The following is a 22,141-nucleotide window of genomic DNA, read 5'->3' as shown; positions in this document are numbered from 1 at the left end:
GTGGCGCGTACGGCAGATGTTTTGAGATAAATTGAGAGAATTATACAAAAACAAAGGGACTTTGTTCAAAAACAAATGACTAGAGCTTGTTGTGTGTTTGAGATAACAAAGATCCGGTCTGATATTACGAGGTTTTAGTGCTTAGTGTTTCTTATTTGACGGCAGTTGGTGCGGGTGCGCTGTCGTTTCTTTCGCCCTGCGTTTTACCGCTTGTGCCACCTTATCTGTGCTATATGGCTGGCGTGAGCGTGGAAGATTTTCGTGCCGAAAAACAGTCACGAATTTCCGCGGCTCCATCCCATCGTCGTTCGCTGGCGTTCGCGGCTATCTGTTTTGTTCTTGGCTTCACCACTGTTTTCGTTGCCCTCGGCGCTGGCGCGTCGTCTATCGGCGCATTCCTTCGCATGTGGCAGCAGGAAATCGCAATGGTGGCGGGCGTCGTCATCATTCTGATGGGCCTGAACTTTCTTGGTGTTCTGCGATTTTCATTTCTGTCACGCGAAGCACGTTTTCAGGCGCGTAATGCACCGGCATCGCCATTGGGTGCCTATGTTATGGGCTTGGCTTTTGCCTTTGGCTGGACACCGTGTATCGGCCCGGTTCTAGGTCCCATCCTTACGCTGGCAGGTGGTAGCAGTACGGTGGGCGAGGGAGCTGCATTGCTTGCTGTCTATTCGCTTGGACTTGGCATCCCGTTTTTGATCGCGGCTCTTTTTTCGGGAGTATTCATGCGGTTCTTATCGCGTTTCCGTGTGCATCTTGGCAAGGTTGAGAAGGCGATGGGTGCGCTTTTGATCGTTGCCGGTATTCTGTTTCTGACAGGCGGAATGCAGTCATTCTCATTCTGGCTGCTTGAAACCTTCCCTGCGCTTGGCAGACTTGGATAACGAACCGTAAGCTTCCATATACGCTTTGATGCTATTGAGCAGAGAAGCCTTCAATCATTCTGGACGATAACATGACCGAACGTACCTGCCTTTCCATCGTGCTTGCCGCTGGCGAAGGCACACGCATGAAGTCGAATGTGCCAAAAGTTCTGCATCAGGTAGCCGGGTTGCCGTTGGTCTCGCATGTGGTCAAAGCCGTGCAGGCCACTGGAAAGAGCGATGTGGCGCTGGTCGTCGGGCGCGGTGCAGATGAAGTGCGCGACGCTGTCGAAAAAGTTGCCGATGCGGTTTCTGCCTTCGAGCAGAAAGAACGGCTTGGTACGGCGCATGCGGTTCTGGCCGCACGCGAAGCGATTGAACGCAGTTATGATGATCTGCTGATCGTTTTTGGCGATACCCCGCTTATTGAGGCGCATTCATTGCAAGCTGCGCGCAGCAAGCTTTCAGAGGGCGCTGACGTTGTCGTTATCGGTTTCCGTCCTGCAAACCCGCATGGCTATGGTCGCCTGATCGAAGAAGGTGGCAAGCTCACCGCGATCGTTGAGGAAAAAGAAGCGAGCGAAGCGCAAAAGAAAATCGGTTTCTGCAATGGCGGACTTATGGCCGTCCGCGGCAGCCACGCGCTGAAACTTCTTGATGCGGTCGATAACAAGAACGCCAAGGGTGAATATTATCTCACTGATATTGTCGGCCTTGCTCATGGCAAGGGCCTTAATGTCGTAGCGATTGAAGTGCCGGTCGATAATGTGATTGGCATCAACAATCGCGCTGAACTCGCTGAAGCTGAAAACATCTGGCAGAACCGTAAGCGTCAGGCAATGATGCTGGCCGGTGTGACACTGATTGCACCTGAAACCGTGTTCTTCTCGCATGATACGCTGGTCGAAGCCGACGTTGTGATTGAGCCAAATGTCTTCTTTGGGCAGGGCGTGCATGTGGCATCGGGTGCGCTTATCCATGCTTTCTCACACATTGAAGGTGCGAAGATTGGCGTGAATGCCGAGATCGGACCGTTTGCACGTTTGCGTCCGGGGGCAAATCTTGGCGAAAAATCCAAAGTGGGCAATTTCTGTGAAGTGAAGAATGCGCAGGTTGGCAAGGGTGCCAAGATCAATCACCTTACCTATATTGGCGATGCAACTGTTGGAGCGTCGAGCAATATCGGCGCAGGCACGATCACCTGTAATTACGACGGCTATAACAAATACAAGACCGTGATCGGCGAAAACGCATTTGTCGGCTCCAACAGCTCGCTTGTTGCGCCCGTATCGATCGGTGATAATGCCTATATCGCATCCGGCAGCACGATCACGGATGATGTGCCTGCGGATGCTCTGGCTTTCGGTCGTGCGCGACAGGAAACCAAAGAAGGTCGGGGAAAGATCCTGCGAGAGAAGTATGCTGCCATTAAAGCGGCTAAAACCTCTTCGAAATAAACCAGCAACAGATGAATAGATCGGCAGTCCTTTGGGTTGTCGTTTTGCGTTAGAATCTTTAAATCGCAATTCAATGCGAGAAACTCGGATCTGGAGCACCCCTATGTGTGGAATTATCGGCATTATCGGCAATGACGAAGTCGCACCGCGTCTGGTCGATGCGCTGAAGCGACTTGAATATCGCGGTTACGATTCTGCTGGTATTGCCACGCTTCTGGATGGCAAGCTTGATCGCCGCCGCGCGGAAGGCAAACTCGTCAATCTGGAAAAACGTCTGGCAGGCAAGCCGCTTCCAGGCGTGATCGGCATCGGCCACACGCGTTGGGCCACACACGGAAAGCCTGTCGAGCGTAATGCACATCCGCATATCACCTCGCGTCTCGCTGTTGTTCATAACGGCATTATCGAAAATTTTGCCGAACTGCGCACCATGCTTGAAGCAGAGGGCTACAAGTTCGAAACAGAAACCGATACCGAAGCTGTCGCACATTTGGTGACGCGCGAGCTGGAAAAGGGCAAGTCGCCGGTTGAGGCTGTGCGCGATTGCCTACCACAGCTGCAGGGTGCTTTTGCTCTGGCGTTTCTGTTTGAAGGCGATGAAGAAACGCTCATCGGTGCCCGTCAGGGCCCGCCATTGGCGGTTGGCTATGGCGAGGGGGAAATGTTCCTGGGCTCTGACGCTATTGCACTTTTGCCGTTCACGGACACGATTGCCTATCTCGAAGATGGCGACTGGGCTGTGCTGACCCGGAAGGGCGTGACCATCTATGACGAGAATAATGTGGAGGTTGAGCGTGCAATCCAGAAATCGCAAACCGCCAATATGCTGGTCTCGAAGGGTAATCATCGCCACTTCATGCAGAAAGAGATGTTCGAGCAGCCGGAAGTGATTTCGCACACGCTCGCCAATTATCTCGATTTCACGACAGGAAAGGTGCGTCCGGAAGCAGTCAGCATAAATTTCAGCAAGATTGATCGTCTGACGATCTCTGCTTGCGGTACGGCTTTCTATGCAGCTTCGGTGGGTAAATACTGGTTTGAGCAGATCGCACGTCTGCCAGTCGATAGCGATATTGCTTCGGAATTCCGCTATCGCGAAATGCCGCTTTCAAAAGACTCGCTCGCTATGTTCGTTTCGCAGTCGGGTGAAACGGCTGATACACTTGCTTCTCTGCGTTATTGCAAATCGCAGGGCCTGAAAATTGCTTCCGTGGTCAATGTCACCGGATCGACCATTGCGCGTGAATCGGATGCGGTATTCCCGACACTTGCCGGTCCTGAAATCGGCGTGGCCTCGACCAAGGCGTTTACCTGCCAGCTTTCGACCATGGCATCACTTGCGATTGCAGCTGCCAAAGCACGCGGTGCGATTGATGACAAGCGTGAACAGGAACTGGTGCGCCAGCTTTCAGAAGCTCCACGTTTCATCAATCAGGTTCTCAAGCTTGAAGACCAGATTGCTGCCGTCTGCCACGAGCTGGCCAAGGTCAATCATGTGCTTTATCTCGGTCGCGGAACATCCTTCCCACTGGCTATGGAAGGCGCGCTGAAGCTCAAGGAAATTTCCTATATTCACGCCGAAGGCTATGCGGCTGGCGAATTGAAGCACGGCCCGATCGCGCTCATCGATGAGACCATGCCGGTTATCGTCATTGCGCCGTCGGATCGTCTTTATGAGAAGACCGTTTCCAACATGCAGGAAGTGGCAGCACGCGGCGGCCGCATCATTCTCATTACCGATAAGAAGGGTGCTGCGGCAGCGAGCCTTGATACGATGGCGACCATTGTTCTACCGGATGTGCCCGAGTTTATCACGCCGTTGGTCTATGCCCTGCCGATACAGATGCTCGCTTATCACACCGCTATTCTGATGGGTACGGACGTTGATCAGCCACGTAATCTCGCGAAGTCTGTGACTGTAGAGTAAGTTAAAACAATCGCTTATCGAGAGATTTTGACAGATAAATAGAAATGGCCGCACCGATGCGGCCATTTTCTTCTCTACCCCGCGCGAAGCAGACGGATCGCCTCATCGCGACCGAAAAGATAGAGCAGAACGCGAAGTGCCTTTCCGCGCTCGCTTTCAAGATCTGGGTCGCTGGTCAGCACATAACGGGCATCTTTGCGGGCGATTTCCAGCAGGTCTCCGTGTGCCTCAATCGAAGCAAGACGGAAGCCTGGTGTGCCAGATTGCCTTGTGCCAAGCAGCTCGCCTTCACCGCGCAGCTTCAGGTCTTCTTCGGCGATGCGGAAACCGTCTTCCGTTTCGCGCATCACCTTGAGACGTGCCTGCCCGATTTCACCAAGCGGGCCTTTATAAAGCAGAAGACAGGTGGATGGCTTGTCGCCGCGTCCGACGCGTCCGCGCAGCTGATGCAATTGGGATAGGCCGAAACGCTCGGCATGTTCGATGACGATGATCGTTGCATCCGGCACGTCGACGCCAACCTCAATGACCGTGGTGGCAACAAGCAGCCGTGTTTCGCCCTGCTTGAAAGCGCGCATGGCTTCGTCTTTTTCAGCACCATTCATGCGGCCATGGATGAGGCCGATCTTGTTGCCAAAAACGGACTTGAGCGATTCAAAGCGTTCTTCGGCGGAAGTCAACTCAACGACTTCAGACTCTTCGACAAGCGGGCAAATCCAATAGATTTTCTGCCCTTCGTGAACGGCCTTCCGAATGCGCTCAACGAGTTCGCCCATGCGTTCCATTGGCAGAATGGCCGTGGTAATCGGCTGACGCCCGGCGGGCTTTTCCGTGAGCTTTGACACATCCATATCGCCAAAAGCGGTCAGAACCAGCGTGCGTGGAATAGGCGTTGCCGTCATGACCAGCATATCGGGGGCCGTGCCCTTTGCCGTCAGCATCAGGCGCTGATGCACGCCGAAACGATGCTGCTCGTCGATGATGACGAAGACGAGATCGTGATATTCGACCTTCTCTTGAAAAAGCGCATGGGTGCCGATGACAATATCGACTTCGCCGCTTTTTAGCCCCTCAAGCACAGCACTGCGTTCCTTGCCCTTTTCGCGACCTGTAAGAAGGGCGGCTTTCAGGCCAACTTTTTCGGCCAGAGGTGCAATGGTTGCAAAATGCTGTCTTGCAAGAACTTCTGTGGGGGCCATCAAAGCCGATTGCCCGCCAGATTCCGCCGCGTGTGCCATAGATAAAAGGCCCACCACCGTCTTACCTGAGCCGACATCGCCTTGTAGCAGGCGAAGCATACGCTCAGGCGATTTAAGATCGGTGATGATTTCGCGAACCGCCTGATCCTGACTCTTGGTCAGTTTATAGGGGAGGTGGCGCATGATTTCCGCCACGATGCGGCCATTGCCTTCCAGCGGGCGCCCTGAAAGGCGGCGTGTTTTGGCACGCACGAGAGCCAAAGCCAGCTGTCCTGCCAGAAACTCGTCATAAGCCAGCCTGCGTCGGGTGATGCTTTCAAGCGCAATATCACTCGGGTCTTCTGGCAAGTGCATTGTGTTGAGTGCATCTTTGAAAGCAGTAAAACGCTCGCGTGCAATCAGCGGCCCGTCAATCCACTCGGGCAGCTCTGGCACTCGAGTCAGTGCTTCTTTCATTGCGCGGCCAAGGGTTTTGGATGAAAGGCCAGCAGTTAGCGGATAGACGGGTTCGACCATCGGAAGATTGGCAGAATCTTCGAGACTTGCGATATAATCCGGATGCACCATCGAGGCACGGCCATTGAACCATTCGACCTTGCCGGAAACGATGACGATTTCGCCTTCGGGCAGCATCTTTTCAAGCCATGGCAATTGCGCATGAAAAAAGGTGAGGATGATTTCGCCAGTATCATCATGTGCAATCACACGATGCGGGACATTGCCGCGTCCACGCGGTGCTGGCTGATGCTGATCAACCATCACCTCAAGCGTTACAATTGCACCTTCCTGCGCAAAAGCGACCCCAGGGCGATTGCGCCGGTCGATCACACTATGCGGCGGCAGGAAGAGAAGCTGGCCGACTTTTGGCTCGGCGCCGGGCACGTCTGTGCCTAAAAGTTTGCCAAGCAAAGCTGCCACTTTCGGGCCAATGCCGGAAAGCGAGCGGACGGAAGCGAAAAACGGATCAAGCACAGACGGACGCATGCCGGGGAGCATTAACTGCTTTGCTTTTCTGTGCAAGCCTTTGAAATGGTTTTGTACTATTTTTGTTCTTATTGCGGAAACCGGTTCCCACATTGCCAACAGATGCTATATACCGGCTTCTGATTTTAAAAAACGGAGCGCTTAAACAATGACTGGCAGCACACTTGCGGCAGGAAATCTTGATGTAAGGCGTCGCAAGCTTCTATTCCGCGCCTGGCATCGCGGTATGCGCGAGATGGATCTGATCCTCGGTCAGTACGCCGATCAGTATCTTCCAGCTTTCACCGACGCACAGCTGGATGAGTTTGAGCAGATTCTTGAAGTGCTTGACCGTGATCTTCTGAAGTGGGTGACAGGCGAAAGCGAGACTCCTCAGGAATATGATACGCCTTTATTCCGCGACATCATTGCTTTCCGCGACCGCATAGAATTCTGAGAATTAATCCCCATGCCCGTATTCAGCAAATTTGGTCTTAAAGCTGGTCCAAGCGTTAAAAATGGCAAGCATATCGTTATCGACGGCGTCGCCGATGGTTTCGAGGCTTTTTGTCTTGCGCGTCTGGTCGAAGAGATCGGAGAACGCGGGCCTATCCTGTATATCGTGCGCGATGGACAGCGCATTGCTGATCTGGAACAGGTGCTGAACTTTATTTCGCCCGATCTTCCTGTGCTATATCTGCCAGCATGGGACTGTCTGCCATATGATCGTGTGTCGCCGGGAGCTGATGCATCGGCGCGCAGGCTTGCGGCACTGGCTGCCTTGGCAGCGCTCAAGAAAACTCCTCATCCAGCTGTCATTATCACCACTGCCAACGCCATTCTGCAAAAGCTGCCACCACAGGCGGCAATCGCCGAACAGGTGATTTCCGCACGCCCCGGCAATCAGCTAAATATGAATGATCTGAGTGCACGGCTTGAGCGTAACGGCTTTGAGCGTGTTTCGACGGTGCGTGACATTGGCGAATATGCTGTGCGCGGCGGCATCCTTGATCTTTATGCGCCGGGCTCAGAAGAACCGCTGCGGCTTGATTTCTTTGGCGACACGCTCGAAACGATCCGTGCTTTTGATCCAGCCTCGCAGCGCACCACAGGTTCACGTAAGGAATTCGTGCTTCAGCCTATGAGCGAAATTTCGCTCTCGCCGGATATGATCAGCCGTTTCCGCAAGAATTACGTGGCGATGTTCGGCGCACCACAGCGTGATGATGCGCTTTATCAGGCGATCAGCGAAGGGCGTCGCTTTGCCGGTATGGAACACTGGTTGCCACTGTTCTATGACAATCTGGAAACCGTATTTGACCATACGGGCGACATGCCGGTGGTGTTCGATCATCTGGTGCATGAGGCGCTGACCGAGCGTCATACGATGGTCGTCGATCATTTTGAGTCGCGTCTGCGACAGTCCGAAGGCAAAGAGCCGGGCAGCGATGCCGTGCCGTATAAGCCGGTTAAGCCGGAAACGCTTTATCTGACGCCGCGCGAAGTTGAGGCAATTGCAGAAACGAGTGGCCTGCGCATTGATCTGACACCGTTCGGCACACCAGAAGTCTCAGGCCGCACGGTTGTTCATGCTGACGTTCATAAAGGTCGCAGTTTTGCCGAAGAGCGCGCCGCGACGGATGTGAACCTGTTTGAAGCAGCGGTGAAATATATCGCCGATCTGCGCGTGGCTGGCAAAAAGGTGCTGGTGGCGGCATGGTCGGAAGGTTCGCTCGACCGCCTCTTGCAGGTGTTGGACGAGCACGGTCTTGAAAAGATCGAGACGGTAGACCGACTTTCCACCGTCAAGGCGCTGTCGCGTGACAAGATCACGGCTGCGGTTCTCGCTGTTGAAAGCGGCTTCGACGCGGGTGATCTGGTTGTAGTTGCTGAACAGGATATTCTTGGAGATCGCCTTGTACGCCGCTCCAAACGCCGCAAGCGGGATCAGGATTTCATTTCGGAAGCGGCTTCGCTTTCGGCTGGCGATATCGTTGTGCACGTCGATCATGGTATTGGTCGTTTCGTCGGCCTTAAGACAATCACGGCTGCGGGTGCGCCGCATGATTGTCTTGAAATCCATTACGCCGGCGATGATCGGCTGTTTCTTCCAGTTGAGAATATCGAGCTGCTCTCTCGATTTGGGTCGGAAGGTTCGGAAGCGATACTTGATAAGCTTGGCGGCGGCGCATGGCAGATGCGCAAGGCCAAGCTCAAGAAGCGCCTGCTTGAGATTGCCGGTCATCTGATCCAGATCGCAGCCGAACGACAGATGCGCGGCGCGCCAGTCATGCAGCCGCCAGAAGGCCTTTACGCAGAATTCGCAGCGCGTTTTCCTTATGAGGAAACCGAAGATCAGCTACGCGCCATCGATGCCATTACGGACGATCTGGGTGCAGGCAAGCCGATGGACCGCCTTATCTGCGGTGACGTTGGTTTCGGCAAGACGGAAGTGGCGCTTCGTGCGGCTTTTGTTGCAGCGTTGAGCGGCTTTCAGGTGGCTGTCGTCGTACCGACCACGCTTCTCTCCCGCCAACATTTCAAGACTTTCTCCACGCGCTTCCATGGTCTGCCGGTCAATGTCGCGCATGCATCGCGTCTTGTTGGCGCAAAAGAGCTGGCGGCTACCAAGAAGGGACTTGAAAACGGCACCGTCGATATTGTGGTTGGCACCCATGCGCTTTTGGGCAGCTCTATCAAGATGAGAAATCTCGGCCTGCTCATCATTGACGAAGAGCAGCATTTTGGCGTGAAGCACAAGGAACGGCTCAAGGAACTGAAATCGGACATTCACGTCCTGACCCTTTCGGCAACGCCGATCCCGCGCACATTGCAGCTGGCTTTGACAGGCGTTCGTGAGCTTTCGCTGATTACGACGCCGCCTGTTGATCGTATGGCTGTGCGTACCTTTGTGTCGCCGTTTGATCCGCTGGTGATCCGCGAAACATTGCTGCGTGAACGCTATCGTGGTGGTCAGAGCTTCTATGTCTGCCCGCGCATTGCCGATCTCACAGAGATCGAGGAGTTCCTGAAGGACCATGTGCCTGAACTGAAAGTGGCCGTTGCACATGGCCAGATGGCACCGGGTGTGCTTGATGACATCATGAATGCCTTCTATGACGGCCAATATGATGTGCTGCTTTCGACAACCATTGTGGAGTCAGGCCTTGATATTCCTACCGCCAATACGATGATCGTGCACCGCGCCGATATGTTCGGCTTGGCGCAGCTTTATCAGTTGCGGGGACGTGTTGGCCGCTCAAAGCAGCGCGCGTTTGCGCTGTTCACACTGCCTGCCGGTCGCACACTGACGCAGACTGCCGAGCGCCGACTCAAAGTTCTGCAATCGCTCGACACACTTGGCGCGGGCTTCCAGCTCGCAAGTCATGACATGGATATTCGTGGTGCAGGCAATCTGCTTGGTGAAGAACAATCCGGTCATATCAAGGAAGTGGGCTTCGAGTTGTACCAGCAGATGCTGGAAGAAGCGGTTGCAACGCTCAAGGGCACGATTGAGGTCGAAGACAGCCAGTGGTCGCCACAGATTGCAATTGGTACGGCTGTCATGATTCCGGAAACCTACGTGCCGGATCTGCAATTGCGCCTTGGCCTTTATCGTCGTTTGGCAGACCTTGAAGAGCCGCAGGAAATCGATGCATTTGGCGCAGAACTCATAGACCGTTTCGGACCAATGCCGGAAGAAGTGCAGCATCTGCTCAAGATTGTCTATATCAAGGCGCTCTGCCGCCGTGCCAATGTTGAGAAGCTGGATGCTGGTCCGAAGGGTGTGGTTATCCAGTTCCGCAATGCGACTTTCAACAATCCGGTCGGTCTGGTGAAGATGATTGGCGAACAAGGCTCAATGGCCAAGATCAGACCAGATCAGAGTATTGTTTTCATTCGCGATTGGGCTACTCCCGAAAAGCGTCTTAATGGCTCGGCGGTTATCATGACCCAGTTGGCCAAGATCGCTACAGGCGGTTAAACACTAAGTCATTAAATTCTGAGGGTTTGGAGCTTCCCGTGCTCTGAGGTTTAAAACGGAGGGAACTTTGATGCTAAAGAATGCTTTGCGCGTTTCATGCACTGCGGCAGCACTCTTATTTGTTTCTCAATCAGCTTTTGCTTTGACTACGCCGGATTGCAAGGTTGAGACGATTGAGCATTTCGTCAAGGCTTTCAGCCATGATATTTCGATTCAGGAAGCCAATACCGCAAAGACCGTGATCTTTGAGGGTTTAGATATGGAAGCCGACCCGGAGCCAAAAAAGGTCAGCACAGAAGTTCCTCTTGCTGATGTTGAATGGCCCGTTATGCCAGATTTGCAAACGCTGGCCGGAAGAAAAAAACAGGCTGAGTACAAAGACGGTGAAAACGGCAATAAGATTGTCGTGATCAAAGGCACCGACAATGGCGAATATATGGAATTTGAATTTGCCAAGCAGCCATGCTGGACTCTGGTTCGCGTATCCGACGAAAGCATGTAAGCATTTACTTGATATTTAAAGAAAAGCCCGCGCATCCGAATGATTGCGCGGGCCTTTTTTTAGATGCTTATTCGGTTATCATCGGTCTTCAGAAATTCCGGGTTCAAAACCTTCCGCTGTCTGCTGAATAGCATCAGCGAGAGCTGAGGCTGATTGTGCACCCATGACGGCATATTTCTGGTCAATAATGAAGCAAGGGACGCCACGCACGCCGATGCGGTTTGCAGTGTCGATTTCTTCGCGAATCGTAGCCTTGTCGGCCTCGCTTTGCAGGAGCCGAGCTACGATCGGGGCTTCCATACCTACGCTTGCTGCAGCATCAATCAGCACTTCATGATCGCCAATGTCCTGTCCCTGCTCGAAATAGAGTGAGAAAAGTCGGCAAACCAGCTTGTCCTGAAGACCGGGCCCGGCCTGCGCAGCCCAATGGATCAGACGGTGAGCATCAAGCGTATTGGGCGCGCGCGTAATGGCTTCAAAATCGAAGACAATATCGTTCTCTTCACCAAGCTCTGTCAGTTGCTTGTGAATGTCATCAATTTTTGAGCCTGTACCGAATTTTTCGCGCATATAGGCCTGACGATCCTTACCTTCAGCAGGCAGAGAGGGATCGAGCTGATAAGGACGCCAGCGCACTTCCACGTCAACTTCCGGCGTCAATTCGAGTGCCTGTTCCAGCCTTTTGTAGCCGAGGAAACACCATGGACAAACGACATCAGACACAACGTCGATGGTGATTTTTCTTGTGGTCATAAGGTGCTCCGTTCGGCAAGCAGGAGAATGTTCCGCCCGTCTGCTTATCTATATAAATGGAAAATGTAGTGTGAATTACGACGTGATCAACTCAGTCTATTTGCCCGCCTGCCACCAGGTAGGCAACTGATAGCCGTAAAGCGATGTTTTCTCCGGATGTCCGATCCGATCCCAACGTGCCACCCACTGATAAGGCAGGTAATAAAGCGGGATGTAATAGTCACCGGAGATGAGAATGCGGTCGAGTGCGCGCACTGCACTCACGAAATCATCGCGTTCCCTCGCTGCGAGCATGGCGTCAATCATGGCATCGACTGCGGGATCGGCAACGCCGGGATAGTTGAAACTGCCCTGAGCGTCCCGCGATGCTGAACCCCAACGCATCCATTGTTCATTGCCGGGCGATAATGAGCCACTGAGGGCACCAAGGATCATATCGTAGTCGAAGGTCTGCAAGCGTTGCTGATACTGTGCATCATCGGCAGTGCGAATTTCGGCATCGATTCCGAGGCGGGCGAGGTTGCGCTTATAGGCGAGCGCCACTTTTTCCTCATCGGGTGAACGCGTCATGATTTCAAACTGGAATTGCTTGCCAGATGGATCAATAGCCTTTCCATGCTCAAACGAGAAGCCGGCATCTATCAGCAATTCATAAGCTTCCTTGGCCGGGCCGCGATCATGGCCGGTTCCATCGGTGGTCGATGGATGCCATGTTCCTTCCAGCACCTCCTTGCGAACAGCATCAGGGAAAGCGGCCAGAAGCTCCCTCTCGCGCGCATCAGCAGCTTTACCTACCGATGACAGATCTGAGCCTTCCCAGAAACTTTGCAGACGTTCATACTGACCAGCAAACAGATTGCGATTGGCCCATTCGAAATCGAACAGAAGTCCGAGTGCCTGTCTGACGCGGCGATCCTCAAACACCGGACGGCGTGTGTTGAAGACGAAGCCAAGCATATTTGCTGGCGTTCCCTTTTCGAAGTTTTCTTTAACGACCTTGCCTTCCTTGACTGCCGGGAAGTCGTAGGATTTTTCCCAACGCGTCGGATTGGCATCGAGGAATACGTCAACAATACCTTTCTTAAAGGACTCAAACAGCGATGTCTCGTTACGATAATATTCGATGCTGATCGTATCAAAATTGTTCAAGCCGCGCTGGGAAGGCAAATCCTTGCCCCAGTAATCCGGATTGCGCTTATAGATGATGCGCTGACCGGGCTGAACGTCAGAAACAATATAAGGGCCGCTGCCCACTGGAGGTTTGAGTGTCGAGTTGCCAAATGTTTCAGGATCGATAGCGTGCTTGGGCAAAACTGGCATCGTTCCGGCAATCAGCATCGGAAACTCGCGATCCGATTTGTCATTGAAAACAAAGCGAACGGAGCGTTCGCCGGTTTTTTCGATTCTGTCGATCCGGCTCATGCGATTGTTGTAAGGTGGGCGGCCTTTTTCCGTCAGGATGTCGTAGGTGAATATGACATCCTCAACTGTTACCGGCTTCCCGTCCGACCATTCCGCTTTCGGATTAAGCGTAAATTCTACCCATTTGCGTTCTGGGTCGATCTCTACCTTCTCGGCAAGCAATCCGTAAAGTGTGAAGGGCTCATCACGGGAACGCTGCATCAGCGTTTCATAGACCAGATTCCCAAAATCGGCGTCGCTGAAAAGCGCGCGGGCGGTCGTGCGCATACTTTTGAGAACGAACGGATTAAGGCTGTCAAATGTCCCGACGACGCCCATACGTAGCGCGCCGCCTTTTGGGGCTTCGGGATTGACGTATGGAAAATTTGCGAAATCTGCAGGCAATGCCACATCACCATGCATAGAAAGAGCATAGTCGGGCGCGGCATTCTTTTGAGCATTCGCCGGGGCGATAATGGGAAAAAGGCCGATCATACTGGCCAAAGCTGTGTTGCGGAAAAGAGCAAACAATCCAGTCAACTTTCTCGCGTCCCGTTCAATTTGATAGGTTCGTTGTAAATAAGTGTGAGATATCAGTAACGATTCGTGTGGCGAAATTAGCATGATCCTTGCGTTTGTGCGGATTAACAGCGTGTCTGCGGCGCGACAGTGCAGATTAAAACAAAAAATTTGATGCAATTTGCTGCTTCGAGGGCCTTCACCATCTGGATTCGTATGAGAAGTCGTTGTAACACCACGCCCGGAATGGGATGTTAATTCCCAAAGGTCACGCTGTTGCCGCATTTTCTAATCAGTGACGGTCTATCGCTGACTCAAACCAGAGACGGAAGATCAAAGCGTTGAAAGGAACCTGTTGATCATGACCAGCACGAAGACAATCGCTGCCGCATCTGCATTTGCTGGCGCGTTCGCCCTGCTTGCCTCTGCGACCATGCCTGCAGCCGCACAGCAGCAGCCACCACAGGGCTGGTTCAAGGTTTGCTCAAAGCAGGAAGATAATGACATCTGCAACACGCAGAACATTATCACTGCAGACTCCGGCCAGTTGCTGACCGCTGTTAACCTTATTGAGATCAAAGGTAAGATCAATCGCAAGATTTTTCAGGTTACCGTACCAATCGGCCGCCTGATTCCTGCCGGCGTTGGTCTGCAGATTGACAACAACAAGCCAACCAAGCTTGAATACGGCATCTGCTTCCCGGATCGTTGCATTGCGGAAGCCCCGCTTTCTGACGAGCTGATCAACGCGCTCAAGAAGGGCAGCAAGGTTACGCTGACATCGGTTAATTACCAAAACAAGCAGAACCCGATTCCAGTGGCTCTGACAGGCTTCTCGGCGGCCCTTACCGGCCCGGGCCTCAAGCAGTCTGAACTCGAAGAACGCCAGAAGGAACTTCAGGATGCCGTTGCAAAGCGCCAGAAGGAATTCGAAGAAAAGATGAAGGCTGAACAGGCCAAGGCAAAGGGTGCAGCTAACTAAGCTGTTCTATTGTAATGAATCGAAAAGGGCGCTTTTTGCGCCCTTTTTGTTTGTGCATCTGATTAAGTGATCCGAGTAAACCCCGGTTTATTTAGTTGGCGTGCAACTTCACACGATACGATCCGTTTTCAAGCTTGTCGAAAATTTCGCCGATCTGCGAATGACGTAACGGTTCATCGCTCAAGTCTGGCACGAGATTCTGCTCGGAAACATAAGCCACATATTCAGACTCCGAGTTTTCAGCGAGCAAATGATAGAAGGGTTGATCGCGGCGCGGTCGGGTCTCTTCAGGGATGGATTCATACCACTCCTCGGTGTTCGCAAATTCCGGATCAACATCAAAAATGATCCCTCGGAAAGGAAACATTCGATGTTTGACCACCTGTCCGATCTGAAACTTCGCGTGTTTTATCTGTGTCATACCCATGAGACATATGTAGTTCACCGCGCGCTGAATTAAAGCTGCGGGAGGTTTCAGGTTCGGTTATTGATGTGAATTTTTACCTTGTCGCGCTGTTCATGCGATCAGGCAGCTTTGGCAACTTCGGCAAAAGCTGCGAAAATCCGCTTCCAGGGCGCAAGCCTTCGCGCATGAAGAATGCGCGGAGCGGTGCAAACGAACGCAGCATTTCCAGACCGACGCCGCGTGCAATCTGTGCGGGCAACATTGGCGACAGCAGTGAACGGTTGAGTGCATCTACAGAACCGGTACGCGCCAGAATATCTGGGCGGCGACCGCGATCATAAGTACGAATCACACGATCCGAACCGGGATCTGACGGATCGCTTGCTATGGCTTTGATCAGTGTTTCGACGTCGCGTGTGCCGAGATTGAGTCCCTGCGCGCCGATTGGTGGAAACACATGCGCTGCTTCGCCGATAAGGATGGTGCGCTTGGATGCAAAAGACACAGGCACCATTCCCGACAGCGGCCAAGCTTGCGGACGAATATCAATCGTGACCTTGCCAAGCATGGATTGCATCATGTCTTCAATGCGCTGAGCAAGGGTCGCGTCATCGAGCGCGAGCAGCATTTCGGCGCGACTGGGGTTAACGACCCAGACGAGACTCGAACGCTTTCCCTTAAGAGGAACCTGTGTGAATGGGCCTTCTTCAGTATGGAACTCGGTCGAGATATTCTCGTGCTCGACTTCGTGCGCGAAAGAAAGCACAACGGCTGTCTGCGGATAGCTCCAGCGGCGTGTGCGAATTCCGGCAGCTTCGCGCGCAGCGGAATTGCGTCCATCAGCTGCAACGACCAGACGCGTATGCAACGTATCGCCGTCCGCAAGCGTAATGGTAACATGATCGCCATTGTTGCGATATTCGATTGCAGGCTGCGTAACGCGTTTGATTGCAGGGTTGTTTTCAACCGCTTCGGCAAGCTTCTGGTTCAGCGTTGCATTGGGGATGTTGTAACCAAAGGCTATTTCATCGATTTCGCCCGCGCGGAACGTCACGGCAGGGCTGCGGATGAGACGTTGCGTGGCGTCGACAATACGCATTGAAGCAAGAGGAGCAGCCTCAGGCGCGATATCACTCCAGACGCCGATTTCTTCAAGAAATCGGATGGCAGGCATCATAAGCGCTGTGGTACGGCGGTCGTTTTTGTCAGTTTCTGGACCGAGCAATGCCGTGCGATAACCTTTGGCGCTTAAGGCCAATGCGGCCATCATCCCGGCAGGACCGCCGCCACTGATTGTGATTTCGGTGAGGGGCTTTTCTACAACCACGTCATTCATAGTGCTCTATCCCTGCCCAGAAACATCCGGTCCAAAGCGATTCTCATCGCGTCGTATTTGTTGCCACTTAACCGCAAATGGCGGTCAAAGGCCATTGTTGCATAAGCTAAAACCCAATCTTTGGTGGAATGAGGGCGGTTTTGTCTCATGACTTACTTGCTCTTTTCGCCTTATTCGGGGAAAGCTTTATGCAACAACATGGCCTCCACGGGTCTTTCTCCTTGGAAGTCTTATCTGCCGCTTCACGCATTGTTGGAAGATTGAAGGCGGCGATCAACAGAAATGGCAAACGGCGTGAAAAGCAAACTGACCGGAAAACTCAAAGCCAAGAAAGTGACCGCGCCGCAGGCGAAGGCATTTTCTGTTCATCTGCTCACCGCGTCCGGTTCGTTTCTGGCGTTTCTGTCGATCGTGGCTGCAAGTGATGGCCGCTATACCGCCATGTGGTGGTGGCTTGGCCTTGCATTGTTCGTCGATGGCATCGATGGGCCCATCGCGCGCAAGCTGGAAGTCAAATATGTGCTTCCCAATTGGTCGGGGGAGTTGCTCGACAATATTATCGACTACGTGACCTATGTTCTGATACCGGCCTTTGCGCTTTATCAAAGTGGTTTCATGGGGACAAACCTGTCCTTCTTATCCGGTGCGATTATTGTGGTTTCGAGCGCTATTTACTACGCCGACACTGGCATGAAGACGAAGGAAAACTTCTTCAAAGGTTTCCCCGTTGTATGGAATATGGTGGTATTTACGCTCTTTATTGTCCGGCCCGGAGAATGGGAAGCTTTCGCAATCGTGGTTCTGTCAGCGATCCTTTCCTTCCTGCCAATCAGTTTCCTGCATCCGGTGCGGGTGGTGCGTCTGCGCCCGCTTAATCTGACGATCTTTTTACTGTGGTGTGCCTTTGGCGCTGCCGGTCTTTACTATACGCTCGATGCGCCGCTCTGGGTGCGCGTCGGTATCACAGTGACCGGTCTTTATATCTACTTCATCGGCGCAATCATGCAGTTCTTCCCCAATCTCGGGAGAACTGCTGCTGTTATCGCAGCTGAACAGGCCGCAAAAGCGAATAAGAGAGGCTGAGCAAACTATGATCAACGCTATTCGAGTTCACCAGACCGGCGGTCCGGAAGTCCTGCAATATGAACAGATCGAGATCGGTGAGCCGGGAGCGGGTGAAGCCAAGGTGCGCCACGAGGCAATCGGGCTGAACTTCATCGACGTTTATTTCCGCACTGGGCTTTATAAGGCGGTTCAGATGCCGTTTACGCCCGGCAATGAAGGCGCGGGCATTGTGGTGGCTGTTGGCTCCGGCGTCGAAAATCTTCAGGTCGGTGATCGTGTCGCCTATGCCGCGACCCCCGGTTCTTATGCTGAGGAACGCATTTTACCTGCGGACAGGCTGGTAAAAGTACCCGATGGGATCGAGTTGAAAACAGCTGCTGCCATGATGCTCAAGGGCATGACGGCGCAATATCTCTTACGCCAGACTTTCGTTGTGAAGCCTGGAGACACAATCCTGTTTCATGCGGCAGCGGGTGGCGTCGGGCTTATTGCCGGTCAATGGGCGAAGCATCTTGGTGCAACCGTTATCGGAACTGCGGGATCGGATGAGAAGATCGCTTTGGCCAAAGCGCACGGCTATGACCACGTCATTAATTACCGGACCGAAAATTTCGTCGAACGCGTGAAGGAACTCACCGGCGGCGAGGGTGTGAATGTCGTTTATGATTCTGTCGGACGTGACACCTATATGGGTTCGCTCGATGTGCTCAAGCCTTTGGGCATGTTTGCCTGCTTCGGTCAGTCATCCGGCGTTATTCCTCCGTTTGATCTCAATCTTCTTGCCCAGAAGGGTTCGCTTTTTGCGACACGCCCGACGCTGTTTCATTACGTTGCAAAGCGTTCCGACCTCGAAAAGACGGCGAACGCGTTGTTCGATGTGGTTGCAAGCGGTGCGGTTAAGATCGAAATCAACCAGACCTATGCGCTAAAAGACGTACGCAAAGCGCATGAAGATCTTGAATCACGCAAGACAACAGGTGCGAGTGTGCTCCTTCCGTAATGTCGAAGCTGTAAGCACGATCCCTAAAGGTTGCGAGGCTTTTGGGATCATATATTGCGTTAAATAATTCGGCGGTGTGCATATGTCCTCCGCCGTTTTCTTTTTGGCTTTTCAAGAACGAACTTGCTGGATAAGGTCATTTAAAAATAATCTCGGGGAACGCCAAGAAGACAATGTCAGCGCCTTTATCCGACCGGCCTCTTTTGGATGTCCGCCGGCTCACTAAAGTATTTGGTCAACTCAGAGCCTGCGATGCGGTAGATCTCGTCATCGAAGCTGGGGAAATTCACGCCCTTTTGGGTGAAAACGGTGCTGGCAAATCCACATTCGTAAAAATGCTGTTTGGTGCGCTCCAGCCTCTTGAGGGTGAGATCGTCTGGAAAGGTCAGCCGGTAACGATCAATGATCCGGCAATGGCAAGGAAACTCGGCATCGGCATGGTTTTCCAGCATTTTTCGCTGTTTGACTCGCTCACTGCTGCCGAAAATATTGCACTTTCTCTCAACGGCTCGCTGTCTCTTTCCGAAGTCGCCAAGCGTGCCCGCGATGTTGGGCAGGTTTATGGTCTTCCGATTGATCCCCAGGCCCATGTCGGCGATCTGTCGGTCGGCGAACGTCAGCGCATCGAAATTGTGCGCTGTCTGTTGCAGGAGCCGGACCTTATCATTCTTGACGAGCCGACATCGGTTCTGACACCGCAGGAAGCTGATCGCCTGTTTGAAACGCTGGAGCGTTTGAAGGCGGAAGGCAAGTCGATCCTTTATATCAGTCATCGCCTCGAAGAGGTAAAACGGCTTTGCGACCGCGCCACTGTGCTGCGTCATGGCAAAGTCGTCGCACATTGTGATCCGAGACAGGAAACGGCTGCATCGCTGGCCCGCATGATGGTTGGCAATGACATCAAGGTCGTGGCACGCAGTCCGATGGCAGTTTTGGAAGCACAGGCAGCGCCGATTTTTGAAATCAAAAACCTGTCCCAAGCTCCGCGCGGTCCGTTTTCGACTGCACTGAAAGACATTTCGCTTAGCATTAAAGCTGGTGAAGTGGTTGGTATCGCCGGTGTCGCCGGAAACGGGCAGGGCGAATTCTTTGAAGCCATTTCCGGCGAGGTTGTGCAATCGACGCCGTCAGCGGTACGCATTCGCGGCACGGATGCTGGGAAGCTCGACATTAGTGAGCGCCGCATGATGGGTGCGGCTTTTGTGCCGGAAGAGCGTCTAGGACATGGCGCGGTGCCAGCTTTGACGCTGACCGACAATCTTTTCCTTTCGCGCTATAAAACCGATGCGAAGGCCTTCATGCGCGGTGGCAGGCTGAAGCTTATTGCTGAAAGTGCACTACGCTCGGCTGCAAAGCGTATTATCGAAACAATGGATGTACGCAAGAGTGCGGAAAATCCGCCAGCTTCGGCCTTGTCGGGCGGTAATCTGCAGAAGTTCATCATCGGACGCGAACTGGACCGTTCTCCCTCTGTAATGGTCGTCAATCAGCCGACATGGGGCGTGGATGCAGGCGCTGCGGCGCATATCCGGCAGGCTCTGGTTGATCTCGCCCGCTCGGGTTCAGCCGTGCTTGTGATTAGTCAGGATTTGGATGAACTGCTTGAAATCAGTGATCGTATTGCCGTGATGAACCATGGGGCGCTTTCCGATCCAATGCCTATCGCAGACGTAACGCTGGAAAAGATTGGCCTGCTGATGGGCGGCGTTTCCGGCTCGGATCAGGCGGGGGCAGCGTGATGCGTATTGAACTCGTAAAACGTCCGCAACCTTCAAAAATCTTCAGCGCCGTTTCGCCTTTGCTGGCTTTGGCCCTTACGCTTGTTTTTGGTGGCATTGCTTTTGCGTTGATGGGTAAAGACCCGCTTCACGCGCTTTATGTCTTCTTTGTCGAACCACTGTTTGACGTCTGGTCGTGGCATGAACTTCTGGTAAAGGCGACACCGCTTATTTTGATCGCTATTGGCCTTTGCGTCTGTTTCCAGTCCAACAACTGGAATATCGGCGCTGAAGGCCAGTTCATTATTGGCGCAATTACCGGTTCTATTCTGCCGGTGATGTTCCCCGATCTGCAGATGTGGATCGTATTGCCTTTGATGATGCTGATGGGCATGGCAGGCGGTGCTGCCTATGCGTCGATTCCGGCGCTTCTAAAAGTCCGCTTCAACACCAATGAAATTCTCACCAGCCTGATGCTGGTCTATGTGGCGCAGTTGTTCCTAGATTGGCTGGTACGTGGCCCGTGGCGCAATCCGGAAGGCTATAATTTCCCGGAAACGCGCCAGTTTAATCCAAGTGCGGTGCTGCCAGAAATCTGGAGTGCATCGGGCCGTGCCCATTGGGGCTTCATCTTTGCCATCGTTGCCGCCGTTCTGATCTGGTTCCTGCTCGCCAAGACGCTGAAAGGCTTTGAGGTCAAGGTTATCGGCCAAAGCCCACGGGCAGGGCGCTTTGCAGGTTTCAGCCGCGGTAAGCTGGTCTTCTTCGTCTTTGCAATTTCAGGCGCGCTGGCTGGTCTTGCAGGCATCGCCGAAACCTCTGGTGCCATTGGCCAGTTACGGCCTGTCATCTCGCCCGGATATGGCTTTACAGCGATTATCGTTGCCTTCCTCGGAAGGCTCAATCCGATTGGTGCGATTGCAGCTGGTTTCGTGCTGGCACTTTCATACCTTGGCGGCGAGGCAGCACAGGTTGCTATCGGTATCTCCGAAAAGTCAGCGCGCGTGTTTCAGGGCATGATCCTGTTTTTCGTACTCGCTTGCGACACACTCATTCACTATCGCATCCGCTTTGTGGCGGGTCGCTCAGCAGGAAAGGCCTGATCAATGGATTTGACACAGGCAATCCTCCTCACCATCGCAACTGCTGCAACGCCTTTGCTGATTGCAGCCATTGGTGAACTCGTTGTCGAACGCTCCGGCGTTTTGAACCTTGGCGTCGAAGGCATGATGCTGATGGGGGCTGTTTCGGGGTTTGCTGCCGCGCAGTTCACCGGTTCGGCGTGGCTCGGCATGATTGCCGCCATTCTGGTAGGCACGTTGTTTTCGGGTATTTTTGCTTTCCTGACCCTGTCGCTTGTGACCAATCAGGTGGCAACGGGTCTGGCGCTGACCATTTTGGGTATCGGTGCGTCAGCCATGTTGGGCGAGAGCTTCGTCGGTATGCCGGGCGTGCGTCTTGGTGCAATCGACATTCCATATCTTAGCGATATCCCTTATGTCGGGCGCTTTCTGTTTGGACAGGATCCTATTTTCTATATATCCATATTGTTGGTGATTGGTGTGACATGGTTCCTTTTTCGCACGAGAGCAGGCCTGCAATTGCGCGCTATCGGTGACAATCACGGCTCGGCCCATGCGCTTGGCGTGCATGTGGTTCGCACGCGTTATCTCGCGGTGCTGTTTGGCGGCGCTTGCGCAGGCCTAGCAGGTGCGCAGTTGTCGCTGGTTTATGTACCGCAGTGGGTTGAGAATATGTCGGCAGGTCGTGGCTGGATTGCGCTTGCGCTTGTCGTATTCGCCTCATGGCGTCCGTGGCGTGTTTTGATCGGCGCTTATCTTTTCGGTGCCGTAACCATTGGCCAGCTTCATGCACAGGCACTTGGTTTCGGTCTTCCATCGCAGTTTCTTTCGGCCTTGCCTTATATCGCGACTATTGTGGTTCTGGTCATCATCTCGCGCAACAGGCGTTTGACGATGATGAATACGCCGGCGTCGCTTGGCAAACCATTTGTGCCGGACAGGTAAATAAGGGTTTTGAACGGCAGACCAGCTCCCACGGC

The 22,141-nt window shown here is 53.3% G+C and carries 17 protein-coding genes; 12 read left to right on the top strand and 5 right to left on the bottom strand.

What is annotated here, in order from left to right:
* The first annotated feature begins 137 nt into the window (after positions 1–137).
* The 3 genes from H5024_RS11595 (at position 138) to glmS (ending at position 4,250) form a co-directional block, all read left to right on the top strand.
* Positions 138–887 carry a cytochrome c biogenesis CcdA family protein gene (locus H5024_RS11595; protein ID WP_187546969.1) on the top strand — a complete coding sequence of 250 codons (750 nt, stop codon included), beginning with the start codon at positions 138–140 and terminating at the stop codon, positions 885–887.
* A gap of 71 nt (positions 888–958) precedes the next feature.
* Positions 959–2,323 (top strand): bifunctional UDP-N-acetylglucosamine diphosphorylase/glucosamine-1-phosphate N-acetyltransferase GlmU, encoded by a 1,365-nt coding sequence (gene glmU, locus H5024_RS11590; RefSeq protein ID WP_187546967.1) that lies wholly within the window; start codon positions 959–961, stop codon positions 2,321–2,323.
* Between the two features lie 103 nt (positions 2,324–2,426).
* Positions 2,427–4,250, top strand: coding sequence for a glutamine--fructose-6-phosphate transaminase (isomerizing) (gene glmS / locus H5024_RS11585; RefSeq protein WP_187546965.1), 1,824 nt, complete (start codon positions 2,427–2,429; stop codon positions 4,248–4,250).
* Between the two features lie 74 nt (positions 4,251–4,324).
* Here the strand turns inward: glmS and recG are convergent, their stop codons facing one another.
* Positions 4,325–6,445: an ATP-dependent DNA helicase RecG gene (gene recG / locus H5024_RS11580; protein ID WP_187546962.1), complete on the bottom strand. Its 2,121-nt coding sequence runs from the start codon at positions 6,443–6,445 to the stop codon at positions 4,325–4,327.
* A gap of 136 nt (positions 6,446–6,581) precedes the next feature.
* Here recG and H5024_RS11575 point away from each other — a divergent pair, with 136 nt between their 5' ends.
* The 3 genes from H5024_RS11575 (at position 6,582) to H5024_RS11565 (ending at position 10,899) form a co-directional block, all read left to right on the top strand.
* The gene (locus H5024_RS11575) at positions 6,582–6,869 is read left to right on the top strand and encodes a succinate dehydrogenase assembly factor 2 (RefSeq protein ID WP_100557135.1); all 288 of its coding nucleotides are present in this window, start codon (positions 6,582–6,584) and stop codon (positions 6,867–6,869) included.
* Between the two features lie 12 nt (positions 6,870–6,881).
* Positions 6,882–10,397 carry a transcription-repair coupling factor gene (mfd, locus tag H5024_RS11570; protein ID WP_187546960.1) on the top strand — a complete coding sequence of 1,172 codons (3,516 nt, stop codon included), beginning with the start codon at positions 6,882–6,884 and terminating at the stop codon, positions 10,395–10,397.
* Between the two features lie 70 nt (positions 10,398–10,467).
* Positions 10,468–10,899, top strand: coding sequence for a hypothetical protein (locus H5024_RS11565; RefSeq protein ID WP_187546957.1), 432 nt, complete (start codon positions 10,468–10,470; stop codon positions 10,897–10,899).
* 78 nt (positions 10,900–10,977) lie between these two features.
* Here H5024_RS11565 and H5024_RS11560 read toward each other — a convergent pair whose 3' ends face one another.
* Both H5024_RS11560 and H5024_RS11555 read right to left on the bottom strand, forming a co-directional pair.
* Positions 10,978–11,652, bottom strand: a complete 675-nt coding sequence (locus H5024_RS11560) for a DsbA family protein (protein WP_187546955.1) — start codon at positions 11,650–11,652, stop codon at positions 10,978–10,980.
* Positions 11,653–11,748: 96 nt separating this feature from the next.
* Positions 11,749–13,548 (bottom strand): extracellular solute-binding protein, encoded by a 1,800-nt coding sequence (locus H5024_RS11555; protein WP_247875341.1) that lies wholly within the window; start codon positions 13,546–13,548, stop codon positions 11,749–11,751.
* Between the two features lie 385 nt (positions 13,549–13,933).
* Between H5024_RS11555 and H5024_RS11550 the strand changes: the two genes are divergently transcribed.
* Complete coding sequence (locus H5024_RS11550; RefSeq protein WP_187546953.1) at positions 13,934–14,554, top strand: invasion associated locus B family protein; 621 nt, start codon at positions 13,934–13,936, stop codon at positions 14,552–14,554.
* A 91-nt stretch (positions 14,555–14,645) separates the two neighbouring features.
* Here H5024_RS11550 and hspQ read toward each other — a convergent pair whose 3' ends face one another.
* Positions 14,646–14,981 carry a heat shock protein HspQ gene (gene hspQ / locus H5024_RS11545; protein WP_187546950.1) on the bottom strand — a complete coding sequence of 112 codons (336 nt, stop codon included), beginning with the start codon at positions 14,979–14,981 and terminating at the stop codon, positions 14,646–14,648.
* Between the two features lie 73 nt (positions 14,982–15,054).
* Positions 15,055–16,296, bottom strand: a complete 1,242-nt coding sequence (locus H5024_RS11540) for a UbiH/UbiF family hydroxylase (RefSeq protein WP_187546948.1) — start codon at positions 16,294–16,296, stop codon at positions 15,055–15,057.
* Between the two features lie 282 nt (positions 16,297–16,578).
* Between H5024_RS11540 and pcsA the strand changes: the two genes are divergently transcribed.
* From pcsA to H5024_RS11515, 5 genes are all read left to right on the top strand, one after another.
* A complete protein-coding gene (gene pcsA, locus H5024_RS11535) occupies positions 16,579–17,379 on the top strand; it encodes a phosphatidylcholine synthase (protein ID WP_187546946.1) in 801 nt (266 codons plus the stop codon).
* A 7-nt stretch (positions 17,380–17,386) separates the two neighbouring features.
* A complete protein-coding gene (locus H5024_RS11530) occupies positions 17,387–18,361 on the top strand; it encodes a quinone oxidoreductase (RefSeq protein ID WP_187546943.1) in 975 nt (324 codons plus the stop codon).
* Between the two features lie 173 nt (positions 18,362–18,534).
* A complete protein-coding gene (locus H5024_RS11525) occupies positions 18,535–20,100 on the top strand; it encodes an ABC transporter ATP-binding protein (RefSeq protein WP_187546940.1) in 1,566 nt (521 codons plus the stop codon).
* Positions 20,100–21,182 carry an ABC transporter permease gene (locus tag H5024_RS11520; RefSeq protein ID WP_187546938.1) on the top strand — a complete coding sequence of 361 codons (1,083 nt, stop codon included), beginning with the start codon at positions 20,100–20,102 and terminating at the stop codon, positions 21,180–21,182. The genes H5024_RS11525 and H5024_RS11520 overlap by 1 nt, the downstream gene beginning before the upstream one ends.
* A 3-nt stretch (positions 21,183–21,185) precedes the next feature.
* Positions 21,186–22,106 (top strand): ABC transporter permease, encoded by a 921-nt coding sequence (locus tag H5024_RS11515; RefSeq protein ID WP_187546936.1) that lies wholly within the window; start codon positions 21,186–21,188, stop codon positions 22,104–22,106.
* Positions 22,107–22,141: the final 35 nt, after the last annotated feature.

This window comes from Ochrobactrum sp. Marseille-Q0166, assembly GCF_014397025.1.
Taxonomy (GTDB): Bacteria; Pseudomonadota; Alphaproteobacteria; order Rhizobiales; family Rhizobiaceae; genus Brucella.
This window is presented reverse-complemented; position numbering and strand designations above follow the sequence as displayed.

Bases quoted from the DNA above. Each gene is read 5' to 3' on its own strand.
- glmS (WP_187546965.1), top strand. From the start codon at position 2,427: ATGTGTGGAATTATCGGCATTATCGGCAATGACGAAGTCGCACCGCGT.
- H5024_RS11515 (WP_187546936.1), top strand. From the start codon at position 21,186: ATGGATTTGACACAGGCAATCCTCCTCACCATCGCAACTGCTGCAACG.
- H5024_RS11530 (WP_187546943.1), top strand. From the start codon at position 17,387: ATGATCAACGCTATTCGAGTTCACCAGACCGGCGGTCCGGAAGTCCTG.
- mfd (WP_187546960.1), top strand. From the start codon at position 6,882: ATGCCCGTATTCAGCAAATTTGGTCTTAAAGCTGGTCCAAGCGTTAAA.
- pcsA (WP_187546946.1), top strand. From the start codon at position 16,579: ATGGCAAACGGCGTGAAAAGCAAACTGACCGGAAAACTCAAAGCCAAG.
- H5024_RS11560 (WP_187546955.1), bottom strand. From the start codon at position 11,652: ATGACCACAAGAAAAATCACCATCGACGTTGTGTCTGATGTCGTTTGT.
- H5024_RS11550 (WP_187546953.1), top strand. From the start codon at position 13,934: ATGACCAGCACGAAGACAATCGCTGCCGCATCTGCATTTGCTGGCGCG.
- H5024_RS11565 (WP_187546957.1), top strand. From the start codon at position 10,468: ATGCTAAAGAATGCTTTGCGCGTTTCATGCACTGCGGCAGCACTCTTA.
- recG (WP_187546962.1), bottom strand. From the start codon at position 6,445: ATGCTCCCCGGCATGCGTCCGTCTGTGCTTGATCCGTTTTTCGCTTCC.
- H5024_RS11525 (WP_187546940.1), top strand. From the start codon at position 18,535: ATGTCAGCGCCTTTATCCGACCGGCCTCTTTTGGATGTCCGCCGGCTC.
- hspQ (WP_187546950.1), bottom strand. From the start codon at position 14,981: ATGGGTATGACACAGATAAAACACGCGAAGTTTCAGATCGGACAGGTG.
- H5024_RS11540 (WP_187546948.1), bottom strand. From the start codon at position 16,296: ATGAATGACGTGGTTGTAGAAAAGCCCCTCACCGAAATCACAATCAGT.
- glmU (WP_187546967.1), top strand. From the start codon at position 959: ATGACCGAACGTACCTGCCTTTCCATCGTGCTTGCCGCTGGCGAAGGC.
- H5024_RS11575 (WP_100557135.1), top strand. From the start codon at position 6,582: ATGACTGGCAGCACACTTGCGGCAGGAAATCTTGATGTAAGGCGTCGC.
- H5024_RS11520 (WP_187546938.1), top strand. From the start codon at position 20,100: ATGCGTATTGAACTCGTAAAACGTCCGCAACCTTCAAAAATCTTCAGC.
- H5024_RS11555 (WP_247875341.1), bottom strand. From the start codon at position 13,548: ATGATCGGCCTTTTTCCCATTATCGCCCCGGCGAATGCTCAAAAGAAT.